The sequence below is a fragment of the Saliterribacillus persicus genome (assembly GCF_003337485.1).
In the GTDB taxonomy this organism is placed as follows: domain Bacteria; phylum Bacillota; class Bacilli; order Bacillales; family Amphibacillaceae; genus Saliterribacillus; species Saliterribacillus persicus.
In genome coordinates this window covers 344,111-363,783 of sequence record NZ_QPJJ01000001.1, presented here as the reverse complement: position 1 = coordinate 363,783, position 19,673 = coordinate 344,111, and the positions used below count along the sequence as shown (strand labels likewise).

The following is a 19,673-nucleotide window of genomic DNA, read 5'->3' as shown; positions in this document are numbered from 1 at the left end:
GATAAGCTTGACAAAGCCAATTAAAGTAATGACTATTTTTGGGACAAGACCTGAAGCAATCAAAATGGCTCCGCTCGTATTGGAGCTTAAAAAGCGTCCTGAACAATTTGAAGTAGACGTAACAGTAACTGCCCAGCACCGCGAAATGCTTGATCAGGTATTAGAAATTTTCGGTATAACGCCTGACCATGACCTTAATATTATGAAAGCCCGTCAAACCCTAGCACAAATCACGACACGTGCACTAGAAGGCTTAGACGAAGTCATGCAGGAGGCAAAGCCAGATATCGTATTAGTTCATGGGGACACTACGACAACCTTTGCCGCTTCCCTTGCAGCATATTACAACCAGATTGCTGTTGGACATGTGGAAGCTGGTCTTCGTACATGGAATAAATACTCGCCATATCCAGAAGAGATGAACCGTCAACTAACCGGTGTCATGGCTGATTTGCATTTTTCTCCAACCGAGAAATCAGCAGCTAATTTGGAAAATGAAAATAAGCCAAAGGATTCGATCTATATTACTGGAAACACTGCAATCGATGCACTTAAAACAACCGTCGATGAAAATTATAAGCACCCAGTATTAGATCAAATCGGTGATAAACGCTTAGTATTAATGACCGCACATAGACGTGAAAATCTTGGACAAAACATGCAGCAAATGTTCCGCGCAATTAAGCGACTTGTAGAAGAACATGACGACGTTCATGTCGTTTATCCTGTGCATTTAAATCCCGTTGTGCAAGAAACGGCGAAGGAAATTCTTGGCGACGATGACCGCATTCAGTTAATCGAGCCACTTGGAGTTGTTGATTTCCATAACTTCGCTTCACGCGCACACCTGATCCTTACCGATTCTGGTGGCGTCCAAGAAGAAGCACCGTCCTTAGCCGTTCCCGTTCTAGTATTACGTGATACGACGGAGCGCCCGGAGGGAATCGATGCCGGCACATTAAAGCTAGCTGGAACAGATGAAGATAATATCTTCCAATTAGCAAATGAGCTCTTATCAGACGACGAAGCTCACAAGAAAATGGCACATGCCTCAAACCCTTACGGTGATGGTGACGCATCTGCTCGTATAGCAGAAGCAATCCGCTATCACTTTAAGCAAGAAAAGAATAGACCAGCATCATTCAGACCATAAACCTTAAGCACTCGCTTTCAACACGAAGCGGGTGTTTTCTTTATTGAGATATTTTTCGTAAAGGTTGTTTTTTTATAAAAAAATAAAGGAAGGTATATACCAACCTTTATTTTCCGATTTTGATGAATTGTTTAAGTACTCTAATCAACAAAGCCATTACCAATGTAGTCAAAATTATTCACATCAGCATAGACAATCATATTATTCGGAATAGATTTACTTTTAATTGGGAAATCAATTAAATAGACTTCTTTTCCTTCGTAAGACTTATTACCAACCTGACGTACATAATTTTCATTTAAAGTAACTTTGGATACCTTTCCGTCCTTCCAAGTACCATCAATCCATTCTTTTTGTTCAGAGGATAATTGTTTCCAAACAACTTCTCTTACATCATTATTAATTTCCTCGTTGGCTTCCTCATTATTACTAATAATGAATTGATTATCGTTATGCTTCGCTTGCTCGTTCTGGTTAGAACAAGCGAATAAACCTAATAAGATACAAGATGAAAGAATGAATAGAATTCTCTTTTTCAATACCGCCACCTCCTCATATAATTAGACAATACACTTCTTTTTCCGTTTCAATATAAAATTGCTTTTCTCTTTTACCTATGAACATCTTAACATTTCAACTGCTGCATATTTTGATTATGAGACTTAAAATAATCATTTGTTCTAATCGTTTCTCAAATCGTACTTTCTTACCTAATTCAAGCTAAGAGAATTATTAGAGATAGCTGTCCAGATAGTTTTCATCCAACCAAGCACACCCAATAATCCTCATACCCTTAAGAAAAACATTCTCCCCCTGTATGATATACCACAACTCACACATACTAGAGAAAAAATATAAAGGAGTATCAGCATGCACAAAATAATCCCCATGCTTATTCTAACGCTTCTTTTAGTAGCATTTGATACGGATAAAGAGACGTACATAATTGAAGTAAAAGGTGATCCGCATGAAGTAAGACAAAAAATCGAACGGCACCACCCACGTCTTGAAATCGTAGAAGTCTACGATACGATCTTTAATGGGCTTGCTATTCGTGCTACAAAACAAGAACAAGCAGCATTAAATCGCTATCCCTTTTTTAAAAAAAGCTATCCAAATCTTACCTATAAAACACAGGAGGAAGGAAATCTCAATCAGACTGTTCCCTTTCTTTTAAGCGAATCTATTCCCTACACAGGAAAAGGTGTAAAGGTTGGCGTAATCGATACGGGAATCGATTATTCGCACCCGGACCTGCAGGCGAATGTAAAAGGCGGCTATGACTTTGTCGACTTTGATGACGATCCAATGGAAACGCTACCTGAGGAAGGGGAACCGACATTGCACGGGACACATGTTGCTGGTGTAATTGCTGCAAACGGAAGAATGAAAGGAATAGCTCCAGATGCAGAGCTTTATGGTTACCGAGCGCTCGGCCCAGGTGGTGCTGGAACCTCGGTTCAAGTAATGGCTGCGATTGAACGGGCGGTAAAAGACGGGATGGATATTATAAATCTATCTCTAGGTAATGAGGTGAATGGACCAGACTGGCCAACTAGTGTCGCCGTGAATAAGGCGACAGAAAATGGAGTAACCGTCGTTGCTGCTGCTGGTAACGCAGGGCCTTTAGCATGGACACTCGGATCTCCAGCTACTGCCACCTCGTCAATTGCAGTGGGTGCATCAACACCTACAACGACATCCCCCTTTTTAACCGACAAATTAGAACGGAGAGAAATGAAGCTACAACAATTAATTGGAGCACCTAGCTGGAGTTTCACTCGGGACATGAAGCTAACAATAAACAAAAAAGAGGCAGAACGGAATATTCTTTTAGTAGAAAGAGGAGAAAAGGAGTTTGGGAAAATAGCAAGTGAAGCACAGGAGTTAGGAGCGTCAGCTGTCGTTATTTATAATAATGAAAAAGGAGCGTTTCAAGGATCAATTGAAGGCGCAGAAATTCCGATTACGATTCCAGTGGTAAGCATTACAAAAGAAGACGGACAATTTTTAAAGGGAAAAATTGAGGAAAAGGATACATATTGGATCGATACCATCTACAAAAAAAGCGCGGATCTCTTAGCTGATTTTAGCTCGCGTGGTCCGGTAACCGTTAATTGGGCGATTAAGCCTGACCTTTTAGCACCAGGAACAGAGGTGACGAGCACTATTCCTGGAGGATATAAAACTCTGCAAGGGACAAGTATGGCAGCCCCGCACGTGGCAGGAGCGCTTGCTTTAATTAAAGAGGCGCATCCAAACTGGGGTCCATCTAAGCTCAAAGCAGCCTTAGTCTCAAATACTGATCTTCTCGCGTCTTATAAACCAAGTGAACAAGGCGTGGGAAAAATAAATGTCGCTGCAGCAATCAGGGCAGATACACTAATTTACGATCATGCGCTTAACTTTGGGAAAATTGATCAAAAAGGGGATAAATACGCAACAGTAACGATAGAAAATGTCTCAAAAAAAGAAAAAACCTATACCTTTCACCAGCCTAATCTAAAAATAGGAACCCGTTTCGACTTACCAAAACGCTTTACACTCCCGCCAAAGGAAAAAAAGACGGTCAAAATAAACCTTTCTGTAAATCCGATTGTCTTAGACCAAGGGATCCATGAAGGATACTTAACGTTAAATGATATAAAGCTACCTTATCTATATATTAATCAAACGGCAGCATTCCCTAAAGCGATGGGGATGGATTTACAGCTATTACCTTTATCAAAAGGCAAATATGAGTATCAGGTATATGTAACAGAAGGAGACGCCACACTGACGATCGATCTCTATGATCCAGACACGTTTCGATTTATTCACACTTTGGTAGAACGGTCTGTCTCAAAGGCTGGTGTTATAACAGGGGAGCTGAAGGAAAAGGAAATGCCAAAACCCGGCACCTATCTAGCGAATGTGGAAGTGAAAACGAACAAAGGTGACGTTTCCCATTATCAAACAATTGTAGAGGTGCCTCTTCAGTAGAATTTTAGCTCAAGCATTTCGGTATACGAATGAAGTGTCACAAACTGTTCAAATTTGAAGGAAATTCATGTTAAAAGTTACTTAGAAAAGGGCTTTCACACGTTTGATCACAAGGGTTTGACTTGTCCGTATAATATTCAGATTGTTTGGTGAAATCAATTGACATTAGGCTACCCCTATTGTATGCTAATTTAGTGTGGATGATAAGGGTTACAAGGTGTGATGTAAATCACTGCAAATTATTTCTGAATGTGATTGGGGTGGTTTCTTTGCCACGAGGCACATTAAAAGGAATGGCAATAACCAGTGCAATACTGTCTCAGCTTGTAGGCGCACCGCTTGTAGGAATCCTTATTGGAAGGTGGTTGGATCAACAATTTTCCACTTCTCCACTTTTTTTAGTGCTCACATTACTGTTAGGTTTGGGAGCCGGTACATATGGAACGGTCCATTTGATTAGAGAATTAACGGGAGACGAATAACTATGGAGCAATACCAGAGCATGATAACCCGTCAGCGTAAATGGATGTTCTACCTTCTTGCATTGTTTGTACTTGGATTAGGTTTTACACCTTACACAAGTATATTCCTCGGACTCCTTCTAGGGACAGTACTTAGTTTTTACAACCTTTGGGTAATGCAACGAAAGATAACCCGATTTGGACAAGCAGTGGCCCATCAAAAAGGTACTGCTGGTATTGGAACCTTCACGCGCTTAGCATCAGTAGCGCTAGCAGTCTTAATCGCCTTTCGATATGAAGAATACTTCCATTTAACAGCTGTAATTATTGGATTAATGACAACTTATGTTGTTATTATGATAGATTTTATGATCTTCAGATTAAGATATTAGCAAAGGAAGTGAGGTGAAGCAATTGGATCATACATCACCACTGTTGAACGATCTTTGGGGTATACCATGGTTAGATTTTAATTTGTCCACCGTTTTAATGACCTTCATTTCATCTGTTATCGTCTTTTTTATTTGCTTTTTTGCAGCAAGAAACCTTCAGATGAAACCAACAGGTTTTCAAAACTTCATGGAGTGGATAATTGATTTCGTTAAAGGAATCATCGGCGATACCATGGATTGGAAGACAGGGAAAGTTTTTTTACCACTTGGTTTAACCTTGTTGGTGTTCATTTTTGTAAGTAACATCCTAGGTGTCATTACAATGGGTGTTTGGGGGCATACGCTATGGTGGAAATCACCAACCTCTGATGCAACGATTACGCTAACGTTGTCAGCGATGGTTATTATATTGACCCATTTCTACGGGATACAGGTCAAAGGGTTTAAAGAGTATGGGAAAGATTATTTCAGACCCGCACCATTTTTATTCCCGTTGAAAATCATTGAAGAGTTTGCTAATACCTTAACACTAGGTTTGCGTCTTTTCGGTAACATCTTTGCTGGGGAGATTTTATTAGGACTAATAACAAAAATGGCGATGATTTTCGTCCCATTTACTACCGTGTTTGCAATCTTACCGATGCTAGCATGGCAAGGATTTAGTTTGTTTATCGGTGCCATCCAGGCATTTATTTTCGTAATGTTAACAATGGTTTATATGTCTCATAAAGTGAGTTCTGACCATTAAAATAAAAAATACACATAGGTACACAATTAAAAGGAGGAAATTATAAAATGGGAGCTTTAGCAGCTGCAATAGCAATTGGACTAGCGGCACTTGGTGCTGGTTTAGGTAACGGAATGATCGTAAGTCGTACAGTAGAGGGGATTGCACGTCAACCAGAATTAAGAGGTGCACTTCAAACTACAATGTTTATCGGGGTAGCGTTAGTAGAGGCGATTCCTATTTTCGCCGTAGTTATTGCATTTATGGTAATGGGTAGCTAATAAATTTTTAAAGATAGAAATGGCGAAGATCGTCTAAGACAACCTTCGCCATTCCTTTATGAAAAACTTTTAGAAGATTTTTGAAAATGTAAATGATGAACGATAAAGATAGAGGCTAAACAAGGACTGGTAGGAAGGAGTGAAGACTGTGCTAATAGATGCAAGTTGGCTCATTATTGGTGCTGAAGTTGGTGGTTTCAGAGCTGGAGATATGTTTTTCGCACTAGCTAGTTTCTTGATTCTATTATACCTTTTAAAGCGATTTGCTTGGGGTCCATTAATGAACAAGATGGAAGAACGTGAGAATCATATAGCAAATGAAATCGATACAGCTGAAAAAAATCGCATCGATGCTGAAAAAGCATCAACAGAAGCGAATGAACAGCTAAAAGCAACGCGTCAAGAAGCGATGACAATCATCGAAGAAGCGAAAAAAGCTGGACAGCAACAAGAAAAAACAATTATTGAAGCGGCACATGAAGCTGCAGCTCGTATGAAGAAATCTGCAGAAGAAGATATTGCCCGTGAAAAAGAGAAAGCAATCGAAGCCCTACAAGCACAGGTTGCTACATTATCTGTACAGATTGCTACAAAAGTTATTGAAAAAGAAATTAACGCACAGGATCAAGAACAATTGATCAACGACTACATTAAACAGGTAGGCGAAGAGCGATGAGTAAAGCGAATGTAGCAAAACGTTATGCAGAAGCTCTTTTTCAAATTGGTAAAGAAAAAGAAACATTAGACCACTTAGAACCTGAATTATTAACAGTAAAAGAAGTGTTCGAAAGCAATGATGCATTTCTTAAATACTTACAACATCCACAAGTAGAGTTGGAAAAGAAAAAACAATTACTTAGAACGGCTTTTGATGGTTTTTCTAGTGATGTTTTAAATACACTCTCCTTACTTGTCGATCGCCATAATCAAGCCATTGTGCCTGAGGTTATCGAACATTTTATTACGTTAAAAAATGAATTGCAAAAGGTAGCAGTTGCTACTGTTTACACAGTTCGTGAATTAACGGAAGAAGAGCAAGTAAGCTTGAAGAAAGTATTTGTCCAGCGCCTTGAGGTAAAAGAAGTAAAAATAAACCAAGTAATTGATTCAACTGTCCTTGGTGGTGTGAGAATTAAAATCGGTAATACCGTTTATGATGGAACACTTAAAGGAAAGCTTGATCGATTAGAACGCCAAATCGTAACGGCGAATTAAAGATGATAGGGGTGAAATGGCATGAGCATTAAAGCTGAAGAAATCAGTGCACTGATTAAACAGCAAATTGAAAGCTATGAAGCAGACATCGAAGTAAGTGATGTCGGTACAGTTATCGAAATTGGTGACGGTATTGCACGTGCTCATGGTCTAGACAACGTCATGTCTGGTGAGCTCGTTGAGTTTTCAAACGGTGTCATGGGTATGGCACAAAATCTAGAAGAATCAAACGTCGGGATTGTAATCCTTGGACCATATACAGAAATTCGTGAAGGTGCAGAAGTTCGTCGTACCGGACGTATCATGGAAGTGCCAGTAGGTGAGGAACTACTTGGTCGTGTTGTTAACCCATTAGGTCAACCACTTGATGGTAAAGGGCCAGTGGAAACAACAAAAGCTCGTCCGATCGAATCACCAGCACCTGGTGTTATGGATCGTAAATCAGTAGATGAACCATTACAAACTGGGATTAAAGCGATTGATGCTTTAGTACCAATCGGTCGTGGTCAGCGTGAGTTGATCATCGGTGACCGTCAAACTGGTAAAACTACGATCGCAATTGACGCTATTATTAACCAAAAGAATGAAGATATGATTTGTATCTATGTTGCCATTGGACAAAAGGATTCGACTGTTCGAGGAACTGTTGAAGTACTTCGTAAGCACGGCGCATTAGATTACACAATCGTTGTATCTGCTGGTGCATCTGAACCAGCTCCACTTCAATACCTAGCACCATATGCTGGTGTATCGATGGGTGAAGAATTCATGTATAACGGTAAGCACGTATTAGTTGTATATGATGACTTATCTAAACAAGCGAACGCATACCGTGAGCTTTCCTTATTACTTCGTCGCCCGCCAGGTCGTGAAGCATTCCCAGGGGATGTTTTCTATCTACACTCTCGTCTTCTTGAGCGTGCTGCAAAGCTTAGTGATGCAAAAGGTGGCGGTTCTTTAACTGCACTACCATTTGTTGAAACACAAGCAGGCGATATTTCAGCTTACATTCCAACCAACGTAATCTCGATTACGGATGGACAAATATTCTTACAGTCAGACTTATTCTTCTCCGGTGTTCGTCCGGCGATTAATGCTGGTCTGTCAGTATCACGTGTTGGTGGTTCGGCACAAATTAAAGCAATGAAAAAAGTTGCGGGTACGTTGCGTCTAGACTTAGCATCATTCCGTGAGCTAGAATCATTTGCGCAATTTGGTTCTGACCTTGATAAAGCAACACAAGCAAAATTAAACCGTGGTGCTCGAACGGTTGAAGTACTAAAGCAAGGCTTGCATAAGCCACTTGTAGTTGAAAAGCAAGTTATGATTATTTTTGCATTAACTCAAGGTCTTATCGATGACATTCCAGTAAAAGATGTTACACGTTTTGAAGCAGAATTAATGGACTTCTTAGATCATAACCATAAAGATCTATTAAGTGAGATTCGTGAAACAGGTAAGTTAGCAGACGCAGATCAGATGACTCAATCGATTGAAACATTCAAAAAACAATTCGTTGTTTCTGAATAATCGTTTGAAACACATCAACCTTTGAAAGAAAGGGCGGTGAAACAAAGTGGCATCACTTAGAGATATTCAAAATCGTATCGGATCGACGAAAAAAACGAAACAAATCACGAAAGCCATGCACATGGTATCAGCTTCTAAATTGAGCCGTGCGGAAGAAAATGCAACAGCATTTGTTCCTTACAGTGCAAAAATTCAAGAGGTAGTAGCAAGCATTGCTGGAAGTGGACAGGATGCAGAACATCCGATGCTTCAAGAAAGAAAAGTAAAAAAGACAGCATATTTCGTGATTACTTCTGACCGTGGTCTTGCTGGAGCATTTAACTCAAGTATTCTACGTGAAGTATATCGTACGATTGAAAAACGTCATTCCTCTAAAGACGAATATGCAGTTATCACTGCTGGTCGTGTTGGACGTGACTTTTTCAAGAAACGCGATATTCCTGTTTTAAAAGAAATCGTTGGTTTATCCGATCAACCGAATTTCGCAGATATAAAAGATTTAACTTCAGAAACGGTACAGCTATATATCGATGAAGAGATTGATGAATTAATCGTCTTTTACAATCACTATATTAGTGCCATTTCACAAGAGGTAACGGAGAAAAAACTATTACCACTAACAGATCTATCTGAGAATGCAAGTGGGAATAATAGTATGTACGAATATGAGCCAAATCAACAAGATATTTTAGATGTGTTGTTGCCACAGTATGCAGAAAGCTTAATATTTGGTGCCTTACTTGATAGTAAAGCAAGTGAACACGCATCACGTATGACAGCTATGAAAAGTGCTACGGATAATGCGGATGATCTTATCGGAGATCTTACGCTTCAATATAACCGTGCACGTCAAGCTGCAATCACCCAGGAGATTTCTGAAATCGTTAGTGGGGCAGCTGCACAAGAATAAGAAATATTTGGATAAACCGCTATTCTTTTTAGGAACAAGTGGTAAGAAAGTTAGGAGGGAAATCGATGAGCAAAGGACGCGTTACACAAATCTTAGGGCCTGTAGTTGACGTTAAGTTTGATGATGGGCACCTTCCTGAAATATATAACGCATTAAAAGTACAGTACCAATCTCAAGGTGAGGAATTCGAGCTTACGCTTGAAGTTGCCCTGCACTTAGGAGATGACTCTGTACGTACGATTGCTATGTCATCGACTGAAGGTGTACAACGTGGTGCAGAAGTAATTGACTTAGGTTCACCTATTTCAGTTCCTGTAGGAAACGAAACATTAGGTCGTGTATTTAATGTATTAGGAGAAAGCATTGATTTAGATGAAAAATTAGCAACTGATCAACGCCGTGATCCTATTCACCGTCAGTCACCAAAATTTGATGACTTAGCAACAGAAACAGAAATCCTAGAAACAGGTATCAAAGTAGTAGACCTTCTAGCACCTTACATTAAAGGTGGTAAAATCGGTTTATTTGGTGGTGCCGGTGTAGGTAAAACTGTATTAATTCAAGAATTAATCAACAATATCGCACAAGAACACGGTGGTATTTCCGTTTTCGCAGGTGTTGGTGAACGTACACGTGAAGGTAATGACCTTTATTATGAAATGAAGGATTCAGGTGTTATCACAAAAACAGCGATGGTATTCGGTCAAATGAACGAGCCACCTGGAGCACGTATGCGAGTAGCACTTACAGGTCTTACTATGGCGGAATACTTCCGTGATGAGCAAGGTCAAGATGTGTTATTATTCGTTGATAATATTTTCCGTTTCACACAAGCAGGTTCTGAGGTATCAGCCCTACTAGGCCGTATGCCATCAGCCGTTGGTTACCAACCGACACTTGCAACAGAAATGGGTCAATTACAAGAGCGTATTACATCAACAAATCTTGGTTCAGTTACATCGATTCAAGCAATCTATGTACCTGCCGATGACTATACCGATCCAGCACCAGCAACAACGTTCGCACACTTAGATGCGACAACAAACTTGGATCGTAAACTTTCTGAGCAAGGGATTTACCCTGCGGTGGATCCATTGGCATCGACTTCTCGTGCACTTGACCCAGAAATCGTTGGAGAAGAACACTATAACATCGCTCGTGAAGTACAACGTACATTGCAGCGTTATAAAGAATTACAAGATATTATTGCTATCTTAGGTATGGATGAATTATCGGATGAAGACAAGTTAACGGTATCTCGTGCACGTCGCATTCAGTTCTTCCTATCTCAAAACTTCCACGTAGCTGAACAATTTACTGGCCAAAAAGGTTCTTATGTTCCAGTTCAGGAAACAGTTCAAGGCTTTAAAGACATCTTATCTGGAAAGTACGATGACCTTCCTGAGGATGCATTCCGTCTTGTTGGACGCATTGAAGAAGTAGTGGAAAAAGCAAAACAAATGGCATAAACATCTTTTGTGTTATGTCTTCTAGACAATACAAAAGAATGAGCCTAATTAGATATTCCAGCCCAAGGAGGGGTACCATTGAAAACAGTAACGGTGAGTGTTGTCACTCCTGATGGCCCTGTTCTGGAAGATTCATTTGAAATGGTTAGCTGTAAAGCGGAAAGTGGTGAACTGGGTATCTTACCTGGTCACATTCCGCTTGTTGCGCCATTGACGATCAGTGCGGTGCGATTAAAAGGCGAAAGGCCCCAACGAATTGCAGTTAGCGGTGGTTTTCTTGAGGTTCGACCGGATAAGGTAACCATCTTAGCACAATCTGCTGAGAAACCTGAGAATATTGATGTCGAAAGAGCGCGTAAAGCAAGAGAGCGTGCAGAACGTCGACTTCAAGCTAAAAAAGATGAAATTGATTTCAGAAGGGCAGAATTTGCATTAAAGCGTGCACTAAATCGTTTGGACGTAGTTGAAGAAAAACGATAAAGTAATCCTGCTTTACATGCTAAAAAACGTGAACCATTATCCATATGGCTCACGTTTTTTATTTTGGAAATAAGCTAAACATGTTAACAATGTAAGTATACGACCTAATACATAACGAAAAAGGCGAATATATTATGAATTTAACGGATAAATCAAAATACTAACGTATATATCTAGAAATTAGCGGATAAATCAAAATACTAACGGATATATCTCAAAGTTAGCGAATAAATCATAAAATTAACGAATAATTTAAAAGCTCCCCGGATACATTAAGATGTATATATCCAACGTAATATTCACGAATAAAAGCATTTAATCTTAAACTGTGCTGCAAAAATATATATAAATTAAACTAGTTTAATAATGATCACAATGTATAAATGTAAAAATAACAGGTTTTATGTCGATATTTCCCGGGAAATGTTATTAATTAGTCACGGCATTACCAGTATGATATGATGATAGAGAATCAATTATAGAAACAAACGAGGGATAATTATGATGCAAACTTTAGCACAAGATGCCATAGTAAGTATAATGTCGCATGTCATCTTTATTATTATTACATGGCAAGTACTCCAATCCTTGAATTTTGACGATTGGTTTAAGAAAAGTAAAGTCTTCGAGGCTAGAATATTAATTATATTTCTAACTATTACAATTGGAACAACGGTGAGTAATTTCTTCTTAGATTTCTTGAAATGGTCACAGCAATTAATATTTCTATTTTAAAGCTTGTCGAAAATTGAATAAGAATAATGTGTATGAACGCTTTGATTCTAGACAATACTCTTTCATAGAAAGGGGATGTTTTAATTGAAGCGTTTATTTTTGTTTAAGCTATCTAATTGGGTAATCATAACTGGACTTATTCTAATCGTTATTTTTGCGTTTGTAATCAATACTAATACAGCGAAAGCGAAGGATCATACTTTTGATGAAATAGAAGATATGGTCGAACTAATTCAAGAAAAAGAGTTTCAACTAGAAACATGGGGGGTAACATTCAAGAAGAGAAGGCAAATACAAGAGATTGATAGTTTCATAGAGGAAATAAAAGTAACTTATCCATCTGCCAGTTTAGAAATAACAGAAGACGAAGAAATCATTAAATATCATTTTAAACGTCAAAAAAAGAAAAACGTTAACGAATCTATCTTATTAGTGATTCAAAAAAGCGCAAGAAGAAATGTCGACATTATTTATGAAATTTCAGGAAGCGAGTGGACCAAGGAGGGTCAATCAACCTATAGTTTGTTCACAGATAGAGCTACCAAGGTCTTATTTAATGGAGAATTCACAAAATTCTCTTGTATTACTTCTTACAAAAGTGCTATTATTGATATTGTTTGTTTATTAGAAGAGCTATCGAATTTATGGCAGATAAATAGATTAGATTATTTAAATGAAGACGATTTTGTTGTACTTTCGGGGAATACGCCTATATGGGATGACACAGTCTCCCTTACAGATGAGAAAATGAATGTTCAACTAGCAGCTAGAGAAGGAATGGGCGGAAAGACAACTTTAACAATAGGAACACCTATCCTAACATCGGAATACTAATATATAGAATATGGACTACAGAGGAGAATGAACCGTGGAAAAAATCATCGTCCGTGGTGGGAAGCAGTTAAACGGCACTGTTAAAATTGAAGGTGCTAAGAATGCAGTACTGCCTGTCATCGCAGCAAGTATAATTGCAAGTGAAGGAAAAAGCAGATTATATGAAGTACCAAAGCTAGCAGATGTTTATACAATGCGTGAAGTATTACAACATATAAATGCAGATATGGAAATACACGAAAATGTAGTAGAAGTAGATGCATCTAGACCATTACTAACAGAAGCACCTTTTGAATATGTAAGAAAGATGCGTGCCTCTGTACTTGTTTTAGGGCCATTACTTGCCCGTTATGGTCATGCGAAAGTTGCATTACCAGGAGGATGTGCGATCGGTTCCCGCCCTATCGATCTTCATCTAAAAGGCTTTGAAGCAATGGGAGCAGATGTGAACGTCGGTAACGGCTTTGTAGAATTATCTTCTAAAGGTCGTCTACACGGTGCGAAAATCTACTTGGATATGCCAAGTGTTGGAGCAACTGAAAATATTATGATGGCAGCCGCTTTAGCAGATGGAAAAACCGTTATTGAAAATGCTGCGAAAGAACCTGAAATTGTTGACTTAGCAAACTTTTTAAATAAAATGGGTGCTAAAGTTGTAGGTGCAGGTACTGAAAAGATTAAAATTGAAGGCGTAGAGAAGTTATACGGTGCAGAGCATACGATTGTATCGGATCGAGTAGAAGCAGGCACATACATGATAGCAGCAGCTATTACTGGTGGGGATGTATTTTTAGAAAATACAGAGTTAGAACATTCCAGTGCACTAGTTTCTAAGATGGAAGAAATGGGTGTTCAGTTTTTCCAAGAGCCAAATGGTATTCGAGTGATTGGCCCTGAAAAATTAAAAGCAACAGATGTAAAAACATTACCACACCCTGGCTTTCCAACCGATATGCAATCACAAATGATGGCATTGATGTTACAAGCTGAAGGAACCAGTGTTATTACAGAAACAGTCTTTGAAAACAGGTTCATGCACGTAGAAGAATTTCGTCGTATGAATGCTAAATTAAAAATTGAAGGGCGTAGCTGTATTGTAGAAGGTTCATCTAAACTTCAGGGTGCTGAAGTAGCAGCAACAGACTTAAGAGCTGGTGCAGCACTTATTTTAGCTGGATTAGTAGCAGACGGTTATACACGCGTAACAGAATTAAAGCATATCGATCGTGGATATGTAGATATTACAGAAAAGTTCAAGCAGCTTGGAGCTGATATTGAACGAGTAAAAGAACCAGAAACAATTATTGCGATGAATATTTCACAGAAAGTTGCAGAAACAGAGCAATCATCTATCTATTCATAAAATATTGTTTATAGTATATGTAGAGGCTATCCTAATGGGTAGCCTCTTTTAAATGAAAAAAACTAACTGTTTTTCAGATTAATAGACAAGTTGCCATGCTTCTATAAAAAGCTGTAAAAATCTCCTGCAATATCTAAAAATAAGTTCTATTATCTATCTTTAATTGATATAGATTTAATAGAGAGAAAATGTCAGTAGGAGGTAGCATATGCCAAAAAGATGGAAAAACCGAACACAATCCAAGATTCAGAAAAAACCGATTATAATCACCCTATTAAGTATCTGTTTTATGATGTTAGGTCTTCCTATGTTAATTGTACTTCCATTTGAAAATGATCCCCCAGTATCTTACACAGATGAGTCTGCTTCTGTACCAACAAATCAAAAAGTAGAAGCCAAAAGTTTGGAATCTGCCTTTTCAGTAGAAGTTTTCCGTTCAAAAGAGAACACAACTGAAGACGTTCCCGTAGAAGAGTATGTGACAAGGGTCGTAGCTTCTGAGATGCCATCAGAATTTGAAATGGAAGCTTTAAAGGCACAGGCTCTTGCAGCAAGAACCTATATTGTACGTTTTCTAATCTCAGACACCGATTCTAAACTCCCAAATGGAGCAGATGTGACAGATACGGTAGAACATCAGGTATACAAGAGCGATGAGGAACTCAGAACAGCATGGGGACAGGAATATCACAATAAAATGGAAAAAATTAAAACAGCCGTTTCACAGACACAAGGACAAATCATTACGTATAATGATGCTCCTATTACACCTGCATTTTTTTCAACGAGTAATGGGTATACAGAAAATGCTGAAAAATATTGGGAAAATGAACTACCTTACTTAAAATCAGTTGAAAGCCCATGGGATGAGAGTGAGTCACCAAAATTTTATGATCAAAAGATTTTCACCAAGCAACAAGTGAATGAAAAATTAGGAATTGCACTTGGCTCCGCGTCACCTGAAATAAAATTGAAACGCACAAAAAGTCAACGTGTGGAAGAAATGGTTATTGAAAGTGAAAGCTTTAGTGGTAGAGAAGTTAGAGAAAAGCTAGGGCTTCAGTCGAGTGATTTTACCGTAACCGAAAGAAATGATCACTTTGTATTTACAACGAAAGGGTACGGTCATGGGGTAGGAATGAGCCAATACGGTGCAAATGGAATGGCGAAAGAAGGAAAAAGCTATAATGAGATTATCAGCTATTATTATAAGGGGGCAGAAGTAGCAACAGTAGATCAGGCTGCTCCAAAATTAGTAGCAAAAGGAAGTTAAAATAGGTAACTCCTATGAACTTTTACCAAAATTTTTAAAAAGATGTATAGTTTTCCTCTATTCTGTTCAGAATGATTCTTGAGGTGATGAACAATGGAGGAAAACAAAAACGTTTCAAAAAAGGACTGGAAACGTATTTTCCGTAAAAAATGGTTTTTTCCTGCAGCATATTTAGTGCTAGCAGCTCTTATGCTGACAGGGGTGTTGTGGTATCAAAACTCGTTGAAGTTTGTACCGGAGGTCAGTGAGCAAGGTCAGTTTGAGAATCAGCCGCCAGAATCTAGTCGAGATTTCAGTAGTGACTTTAATGAAGATTCAACAGCTGTATTAAATCAAGAAGAAGTCGTAAAAATGCCAGTAGCAGAAGACATGCAAACGGAAATCGTCACTAAATTTTATGATTACAACGCAGATAGCGAAGACCAAGAGAAAGCCTTGATTTTACACCAAAATAGGTACTATCAAAGTGACGGAATTTCTATCTCCACAAAAGACCAAGCGGCATTTGACGTGTTCGCTTCCTTAAGTGGAACTGTCTCAGAAGTAAAGCAGGATCCACTTCTAGGTAATGTCGTAAAGCTCGAGCATGCTCAAGAGGTTTCTACTTATTATGCTAGTCTTGGTGAAGTGTTTGTAGAAGCTGGAACTGAAATTAAGCAGGGTGATACAATTGGAACAGCAGGACAAAATTTATTTGGTGTAGATAACGGTGTTCACGTTCATTTTGAACTAAGAAAAGACGGGGCTCCTTTAAATCCAGAAGAATTCTTCAATCAACCTATGAATAAAGTGAAAGCTCCTAAAGCAGAAGGTTCAGAGGATGAAGAAAAAGAAGAGGACAACGCAGAAAATGAAGTAGATGCTGACACAGAAACAGGTACTGATGGAGATGCAGATACGGACATCGAAGAAGAGGATGATTCCGTTAACGACGAGGATCAAGAGAACAGTGAGGACGACGCTGATTCTGAAGCAGAGGAAGAGAATGAATCCTCTGCAGCGATGACAAATACTTGATTTTTTAAGCTCTTAGCTCAATTCCTTTGGGTTAAGAGCTTTTTTCTATTTTAAAAGTGGAATTTTCACATTCACTCTTATGATGGAATTTATTATTAGGAGAAAAATAAGATTTTAGTCAATATTTGCACTTCCTAAAGTTACATAATATTCGCCAAAATAATATCTTTTTATCAATAAATTTCGGCAGATTTCTAAATATAATGAATATAAAGGTAAGATTTATATAGAAAGTGTCGAACGATTTTACAATAAATAGCATTGATTTATTTGTAAAATGTGGAATAATTAATAACTGTGAAGGGATAAAAGGGCAAAAATGGAACTATAGGTTTAATATGTAAATCATATTTACGTGAAAAATCTACCCATCCATCCATTTATCACCTTAAAAGTGTATAGTTATTATTAAAGAAAAGGACGTGATTGATGATTTGTGAAGAACGACGTAACTCCTCAAACCTTCATCTAGATACCTCATAAATACTTGCTTTTATTTTGTTAAAGGCCCAAGTATGCATTTCCTCACCTAGAGATATCACCTGGCATTTAAAAAAGGAAAAAAGATTGCAATGGCATGAAGATTCCTAGTTCGATTTGTACGTGTTTAAGCTGATAAAAAGATGGAAATTCTGTGTCGTAACGCTCATTTACCTTGTTCCGATGTCCAAGCACTGCCTTTCACAACCTACTTCCTAGACATGGCTTTATTAAAATGACAGTTTTTTTAATAGAATGAATGAGAAAAACGCGCATTGGAATAATGAAGTAAGTCAGTCAATAAACATATCTCAGTAAGATATAAATTGGAGGGAATAGGATGAAAGGAAAATTAGGTTTGAAATTATTTTTTGGAGCATTCTTAATATTAGGTTTTTTTGGTCTTGAAGGTAGTGTGGATGACGTGGACTTAGCAAGACACATGGATCCGGACTATGGAGATATTGGTTAAGATATTTTAAAGCGCAGGTACCCCTTACCTGTGCTTTTTCTATGGGCGAAAATAGTGTAAAAAATGAAAGATCAATGATAAAGACAGGCTATATATAGGCTTGGACGACTATTTTTTAATCATAATACCCGAACTTGACTAATAAACTGATACAAACTATTTATCCTTCTGAGTGCTAACTAATTCTTTTGTTTAAAACGGTATGCAGGTAGGGGTTATAGGATAAGAAAAACAGGGGTTAACGCCATTTGAAAGTGGTAAAAGATCCGTTTTTCTAAAAATAAGGTCAGCTGGCGTTGGATAATCTCATTCTTTGTATTGGTATAATGACTATTCTCTTTCAATTTTCTACTTGTCTCAGTTGCGCCTAAGACTTTTTACAACATAGGGAGGCGAGTGCGGTGCACGATTACATCAAAGATCGAACCATCAAGATTGCGAAATACATTTTAGAAACAAAGAAAACGGTTCGAGTGATAGCAAAAGAGTTTGGTGTGTCTAAAAGTACGGTTCATAAAGATCTGACAGAGCGTTTACCAGAGCTTCATCCCACTTTAGCAAAAGAAGTAAAAGTAATATTAGATCATCATAAGTCTATTCGACATTTGCGCGGGGGTGAGGCCACTAAAATGAAATATAAATTAAAAGAGAAGGATCAGCCTCTACAAATGAAATAAAAATATTCCTCCCAATTCTTATTCAATCGCCAAATATCTACATATTCCCGTCTTTTTGTCTAATTAAACAAAAAAATTCACTTATTTGATAAAATGTGGTAACACAGTACTTGTAATTTATGCTATCATATATATTTAGAGGCATTGTGTTCAAGTACGGATACGAAGCAATTGAATGAAGCAGGGAGGATCAATTTTTCATGTTTTCTAGGGACATAGGTATAGATTTAGGAACGGCTAATGTATTAATTCATGTAAAAGGTAAAGGCATTGTATTAGATGAACCATCAGTAGTAGCGATGGACAGAAATACAGGTAAGGTTTTAGAAGTCGGTGAAGAAGCAAGGCGCATGGTTGGGCGTACACCTGGGAACATCGAAGCGATCAGACCTCTTAAAGATGGTGTTATAGCAGATTTTGATGTAACAGAAGCAATGTTACGTTATTTTATAAACAAAATAAATGTAAAAGGATTTTTATCCAAGCCAAGAATGTTAATTTGCTGCCCTACAAACATAACAAAGGTCGAGCAAAAAGCAATTAAGGAAGCAGCTGAGAAATCCGGCGGCAAGCGCATATACTTAGAAGAAGAACCAAAAGTGGCAGCAATTGGTGCAGGCATGGATATTTTTCAACCAAGTGGAAACATGGTTGTAGATATTGGTGGTGGCACAACAGATATCGCAGTATTATCTATGGGCGATATCGTAACAGCACAGTCGATAAAAATGGCCGGTGATAAATTTGACGGTGAAATTTTACAATATGTAAAACGTAAATATAAAATGCTAATTGGTGACCGAACGGCGGAAGATATTAAATTAAATGTAGCAACCGTATTCCAAGGTTCTCGTAACGAAGAAATAGATATTCGTGGACGTGATATGGTTTCAGGTCTACCACGAACCATTACGATTCGTTCGGAGGAAGTAGAAGAGGCACTTCGTGAGTCGATTGCTTTAATCGTCCAATCCGCAAAGACTGTACTAGAGAAAACACCACCAGAGCTATCCGCAGATATTATTGATCGCGGCGTTATTTTAACCGGTGGTGGAGCTTTACTACATGGTTTAGACCAGCTGTTAGCGGAAGAATTAAAAGTACCAGTGTTACTAGCAGATGAACCAATGAATTGTGTAGCAAAAGGTACAGGAATTATGCTTGATAACATTCACAAAATAGAAAAATCAGTCGTTTAATATATATTAAAATTTGGATCAAC

21 protein-coding genes are annotated in these 19,673 nt (G+C 38.2%); 20 read left to right on the top strand and 1 reads right to left on the bottom strand.

Annotation, left to right across the window (positions count from 1 at the left end):
• Window positions 1–7: 7 nt before the first annotated feature.
• Window positions 8–1,153, top strand: coding sequence for a non-hydrolyzing UDP-N-acetylglucosamine 2-epimerase (wecB, locus tag DFR57_RS01545; protein WP_114351363.1), 1,146 nt, complete (start codon window positions 8–10; stop codon window positions 1,151–1,153).
• Window positions 1,154–1,293: 140 nt separating this feature from the next.
• On the opposite strand, the gene DFR57_RS01540 is transcribed toward wecB, so the two are convergent.
• Window positions 1,294–1,692, bottom strand: coding sequence for a hypothetical protein (locus tag DFR57_RS01540; RefSeq protein WP_114351362.1), 399 nt, complete (start codon window positions 1,690–1,692; stop codon window positions 1,294–1,296).
• Between the two features lie 331 nt (window positions 1,693–2,023).
• Here DFR57_RS01540 and DFR57_RS01535 point away from each other — a divergent pair, with 331 nt between their 5' ends.
• The 19 genes from DFR57_RS01535 to mreB all read left to right on the top strand — a co-directional run bounded on the left by DFR57_RS01535 (window position 2,024) and on the right by mreB (window position 19,650).
• The gene (locus DFR57_RS01535) at window positions 2,024–4,135 is read left to right on the top strand and encodes a S8 family serine peptidase (RefSeq protein ID WP_114351361.1); all 2,112 of its coding nucleotides are present in this window, start codon (window positions 2,024–2,026) and stop codon (window positions 4,133–4,135) included.
• A gap of 293 nt (window positions 4,136–4,428) precedes the next feature.
• The gene (locus DFR57_RS01530) at window positions 4,429–4,617 is read left to right on the top strand and encodes an AtpZ/AtpI family protein (protein WP_114351502.1); all 189 of its coding nucleotides are present in this window, start codon (window positions 4,429–4,431) and stop codon (window positions 4,615–4,617) included.
• 2 nt (window positions 4,618–4,619) lie between these two features.
• On the top strand, window positions 4,620–4,988 hold the full coding sequence (locus DFR57_RS01525) for an ATP synthase subunit I (RefSeq protein WP_114351360.1): 369 nt from the start codon (window positions 4,620–4,622) through the stop codon (window positions 4,986–4,988).
• Between the two features lie 22 nt (window positions 4,989–5,010).
• Window positions 5,011–5,736 (top strand): F0F1 ATP synthase subunit A, encoded by a 726-nt coding sequence (gene atpB, locus DFR57_RS01520; protein WP_114351501.1) that lies wholly within the window; start codon window positions 5,011–5,013, stop codon window positions 5,734–5,736.
• Between the two features lie 47 nt (window positions 5,737–5,783).
• The gene (atpE, locus tag DFR57_RS01515) at window positions 5,784–5,996 is read left to right on the top strand and encodes a F0F1 ATP synthase subunit C (protein ID WP_089742974.1); all 213 of its coding nucleotides are present in this window, start codon (window positions 5,784–5,786) and stop codon (window positions 5,994–5,996) included.
• Window positions 5,997–6,207: 211 nt separating this feature from the next.
• On the top strand, window positions 6,208–6,672 hold the full coding sequence (gene atpF / locus DFR57_RS01510; protein WP_114351500.1) for a F0F1 ATP synthase subunit B: 465 nt from the start codon (window positions 6,208–6,210) through the stop codon (window positions 6,670–6,672).
• Window positions 6,669–7,211, top strand: coding sequence for a F0F1 ATP synthase subunit delta (locus tag DFR57_RS01505; protein WP_114351359.1), 543 nt, complete (start codon window positions 6,669–6,671; stop codon window positions 7,209–7,211). The genes atpF and DFR57_RS01505 overlap by 4 nt, the downstream gene beginning before the upstream one ends.
• Before the next feature lie 21 nt (window positions 7,212–7,232).
• A complete protein-coding gene (gene atpA, locus DFR57_RS01500) occupies window positions 7,233–8,741 on the top strand; it encodes a F0F1 ATP synthase subunit alpha (protein ID WP_114351358.1) in 1,509 nt (502 codons plus the stop codon).
• A gap of 46 nt (window positions 8,742–8,787) precedes the next feature.
• Entirely contained in the window at window positions 8,788–9,651 is an 864-nt protein-coding gene (gene atpG, locus DFR57_RS01495) for an ATP synthase F1 subunit gamma (RefSeq protein WP_114351357.1), read from the top strand.
• A gap of 65 nt (window positions 9,652–9,716) precedes the next feature.
• Entirely contained in the window at window positions 9,717–11,120 is a 1,404-nt protein-coding gene (gene atpD, locus DFR57_RS01490; protein ID WP_114351356.1) for a F0F1 ATP synthase subunit beta, read from the top strand.
• A gap of 78 nt (window positions 11,121–11,198) precedes the next feature.
• A complete protein-coding gene (locus DFR57_RS01485; RefSeq protein ID WP_114351355.1) occupies window positions 11,199–11,600 on the top strand; it encodes a F0F1 ATP synthase subunit epsilon in 402 nt (133 codons plus the stop codon).
• 501 nt (window positions 11,601–12,101) lie between these two features.
• Window positions 12,102–12,335: a DUF1146 family protein gene (locus DFR57_RS01480; RefSeq protein ID WP_114351354.1), complete on the top strand. Its 234-nt coding sequence runs from the start codon at window positions 12,102–12,104 to the stop codon at window positions 12,333–12,335.
• Between the two features lie 84 nt (window positions 12,336–12,419).
• Window positions 12,420–13,169, top strand: coding sequence for a YwmB family TATA-box binding protein (locus DFR57_RS01475; RefSeq protein WP_114351353.1), 750 nt, complete (start codon window positions 12,420–12,422; stop codon window positions 13,167–13,169).
• Between the two features lie 34 nt (window positions 13,170–13,203).
• Window positions 13,204–14,532 carry a UDP-N-acetylglucosamine 1-carboxyvinyltransferase gene (gene murA, locus DFR57_RS01470; protein WP_114351352.1) on the top strand — a complete coding sequence of 443 codons (1,329 nt, stop codon included), beginning with the start codon at window positions 13,204–13,206 and terminating at the stop codon, window positions 14,530–14,532.
• A 208-nt stretch (window positions 14,533–14,740) separates the two neighbouring features.
• Window positions 14,741–15,805: a stage II sporulation protein D gene (gene spoIID / locus DFR57_RS01465; RefSeq protein ID WP_114351351.1), complete on the top strand. Its 1,065-nt coding sequence runs from the start codon at window positions 14,741–14,743 to the stop codon at window positions 15,803–15,805.
• Between the two features lie 93 nt (window positions 15,806–15,898).
• The gene (gene spoIIQ / locus DFR57_RS01460; protein ID WP_114351350.1) at window positions 15,899–16,822 is read left to right on the top strand and encodes a stage II sporulation protein SpoIIQ; all 924 of its coding nucleotides are present in this window, start codon (window positions 15,899–15,901) and stop codon (window positions 16,820–16,822) included.
• An 820-nt stretch (window positions 16,823–17,642) separates the two neighbouring features.
• Window positions 17,643–17,774, top strand: a complete 132-nt coding sequence (locus tag DFR57_RS18540) for a hypothetical protein (protein WP_281270450.1) — start codon at window positions 17,643–17,645, stop codon at window positions 17,772–17,774.
• 401 nt (window positions 17,775–18,175) lie between these two features.
• Window positions 18,176–18,451 (top strand): sporulation transcriptional regulator SpoIIID, encoded by a 276-nt coding sequence (gene spoIIID / locus DFR57_RS01455; RefSeq protein WP_114351349.1) that lies wholly within the window; start codon window positions 18,176–18,178, stop codon window positions 18,449–18,451.
• Between the two features lie 200 nt (window positions 18,452–18,651).
• Complete coding sequence (mreB, locus tag DFR57_RS01450; protein ID WP_114351348.1) at window positions 18,652–19,650, top strand: rod shape-determining protein; 999 nt, start codon at window positions 18,652–18,654, stop codon at window positions 19,648–19,650.
• Window positions 19,651–19,673: the final 23 nt, after the last annotated feature.

Excerpts from the sequence above, each read along its gene's own strand:
- DFR57_RS01535 (WP_114351361.1), top strand. The coding sequence starts at position 2,024 with ATGCACAAAATAATCCCCATGCTTATTCTAACGCTTCTTTTAGTAGCA.
- DFR57_RS01530 (WP_114351502.1), top strand. The coding sequence starts at position 4,429 with ATGGCAATAACCAGTGCAATACTGTCTCAGCTTGTAGGCGCACCGCTT.
- DFR57_RS01525 (WP_114351360.1), top strand. The coding sequence starts at position 4,620 with ATGGAGCAATACCAGAGCATGATAACCCGTCAGCGTAAATGGATGTTC.
- atpE (WP_089742974.1), top strand. The coding sequence starts at position 5,784 with ATGGGAGCTTTAGCAGCTGCAATAGCAATTGGACTAGCGGCACTTGGT.
- atpF (WP_114351500.1), top strand. The coding sequence starts at position 6,208 with ATGTTTTTCGCACTAGCTAGTTTCTTGATTCTATTATACCTTTTAAAG.
- DFR57_RS01505 (WP_114351359.1), top strand. The coding sequence starts at position 6,669 with ATGAGTAAAGCGAATGTAGCAAAACGTTATGCAGAAGCTCTTTTTCAA.
- atpA (WP_114351358.1), top strand. The coding sequence starts at position 7,233 with ATGAGCATTAAAGCTGAAGAAATCAGTGCACTGATTAAACAGCAAATT.
- atpD (WP_114351356.1), top strand. The coding sequence starts at position 9,717 with ATGAGCAAAGGACGCGTTACACAAATCTTAGGGCCTGTAGTTGACGTT.
- DFR57_RS01480 (WP_114351354.1), top strand. The coding sequence starts at position 12,102 with ATGATGCAAACTTTAGCACAAGATGCCATAGTAAGTATAATGTCGCAT.
- spoIID (WP_114351351.1), top strand. The coding sequence starts at position 14,741 with ATGCCAAAAAGATGGAAAAACCGAACACAATCCAAGATTCAGAAAAAA.
- spoIIQ (WP_114351350.1), top strand. The coding sequence starts at position 15,899 with ATGGAGGAAAACAAAAACGTTTCAAAAAAGGACTGGAAACGTATTTTC.
- DFR57_RS18540 (WP_281270450.1), top strand. The coding sequence starts at position 17,643 with ATGAAAGGAAAATTAGGTTTGAAATTATTTTTTGGAGCATTCTTAATA.
- mreB (WP_114351348.1), top strand. The coding sequence starts at position 18,652 with ATGTTTTCTAGGGACATAGGTATAGATTTAGGAACGGCTAATGTATTA.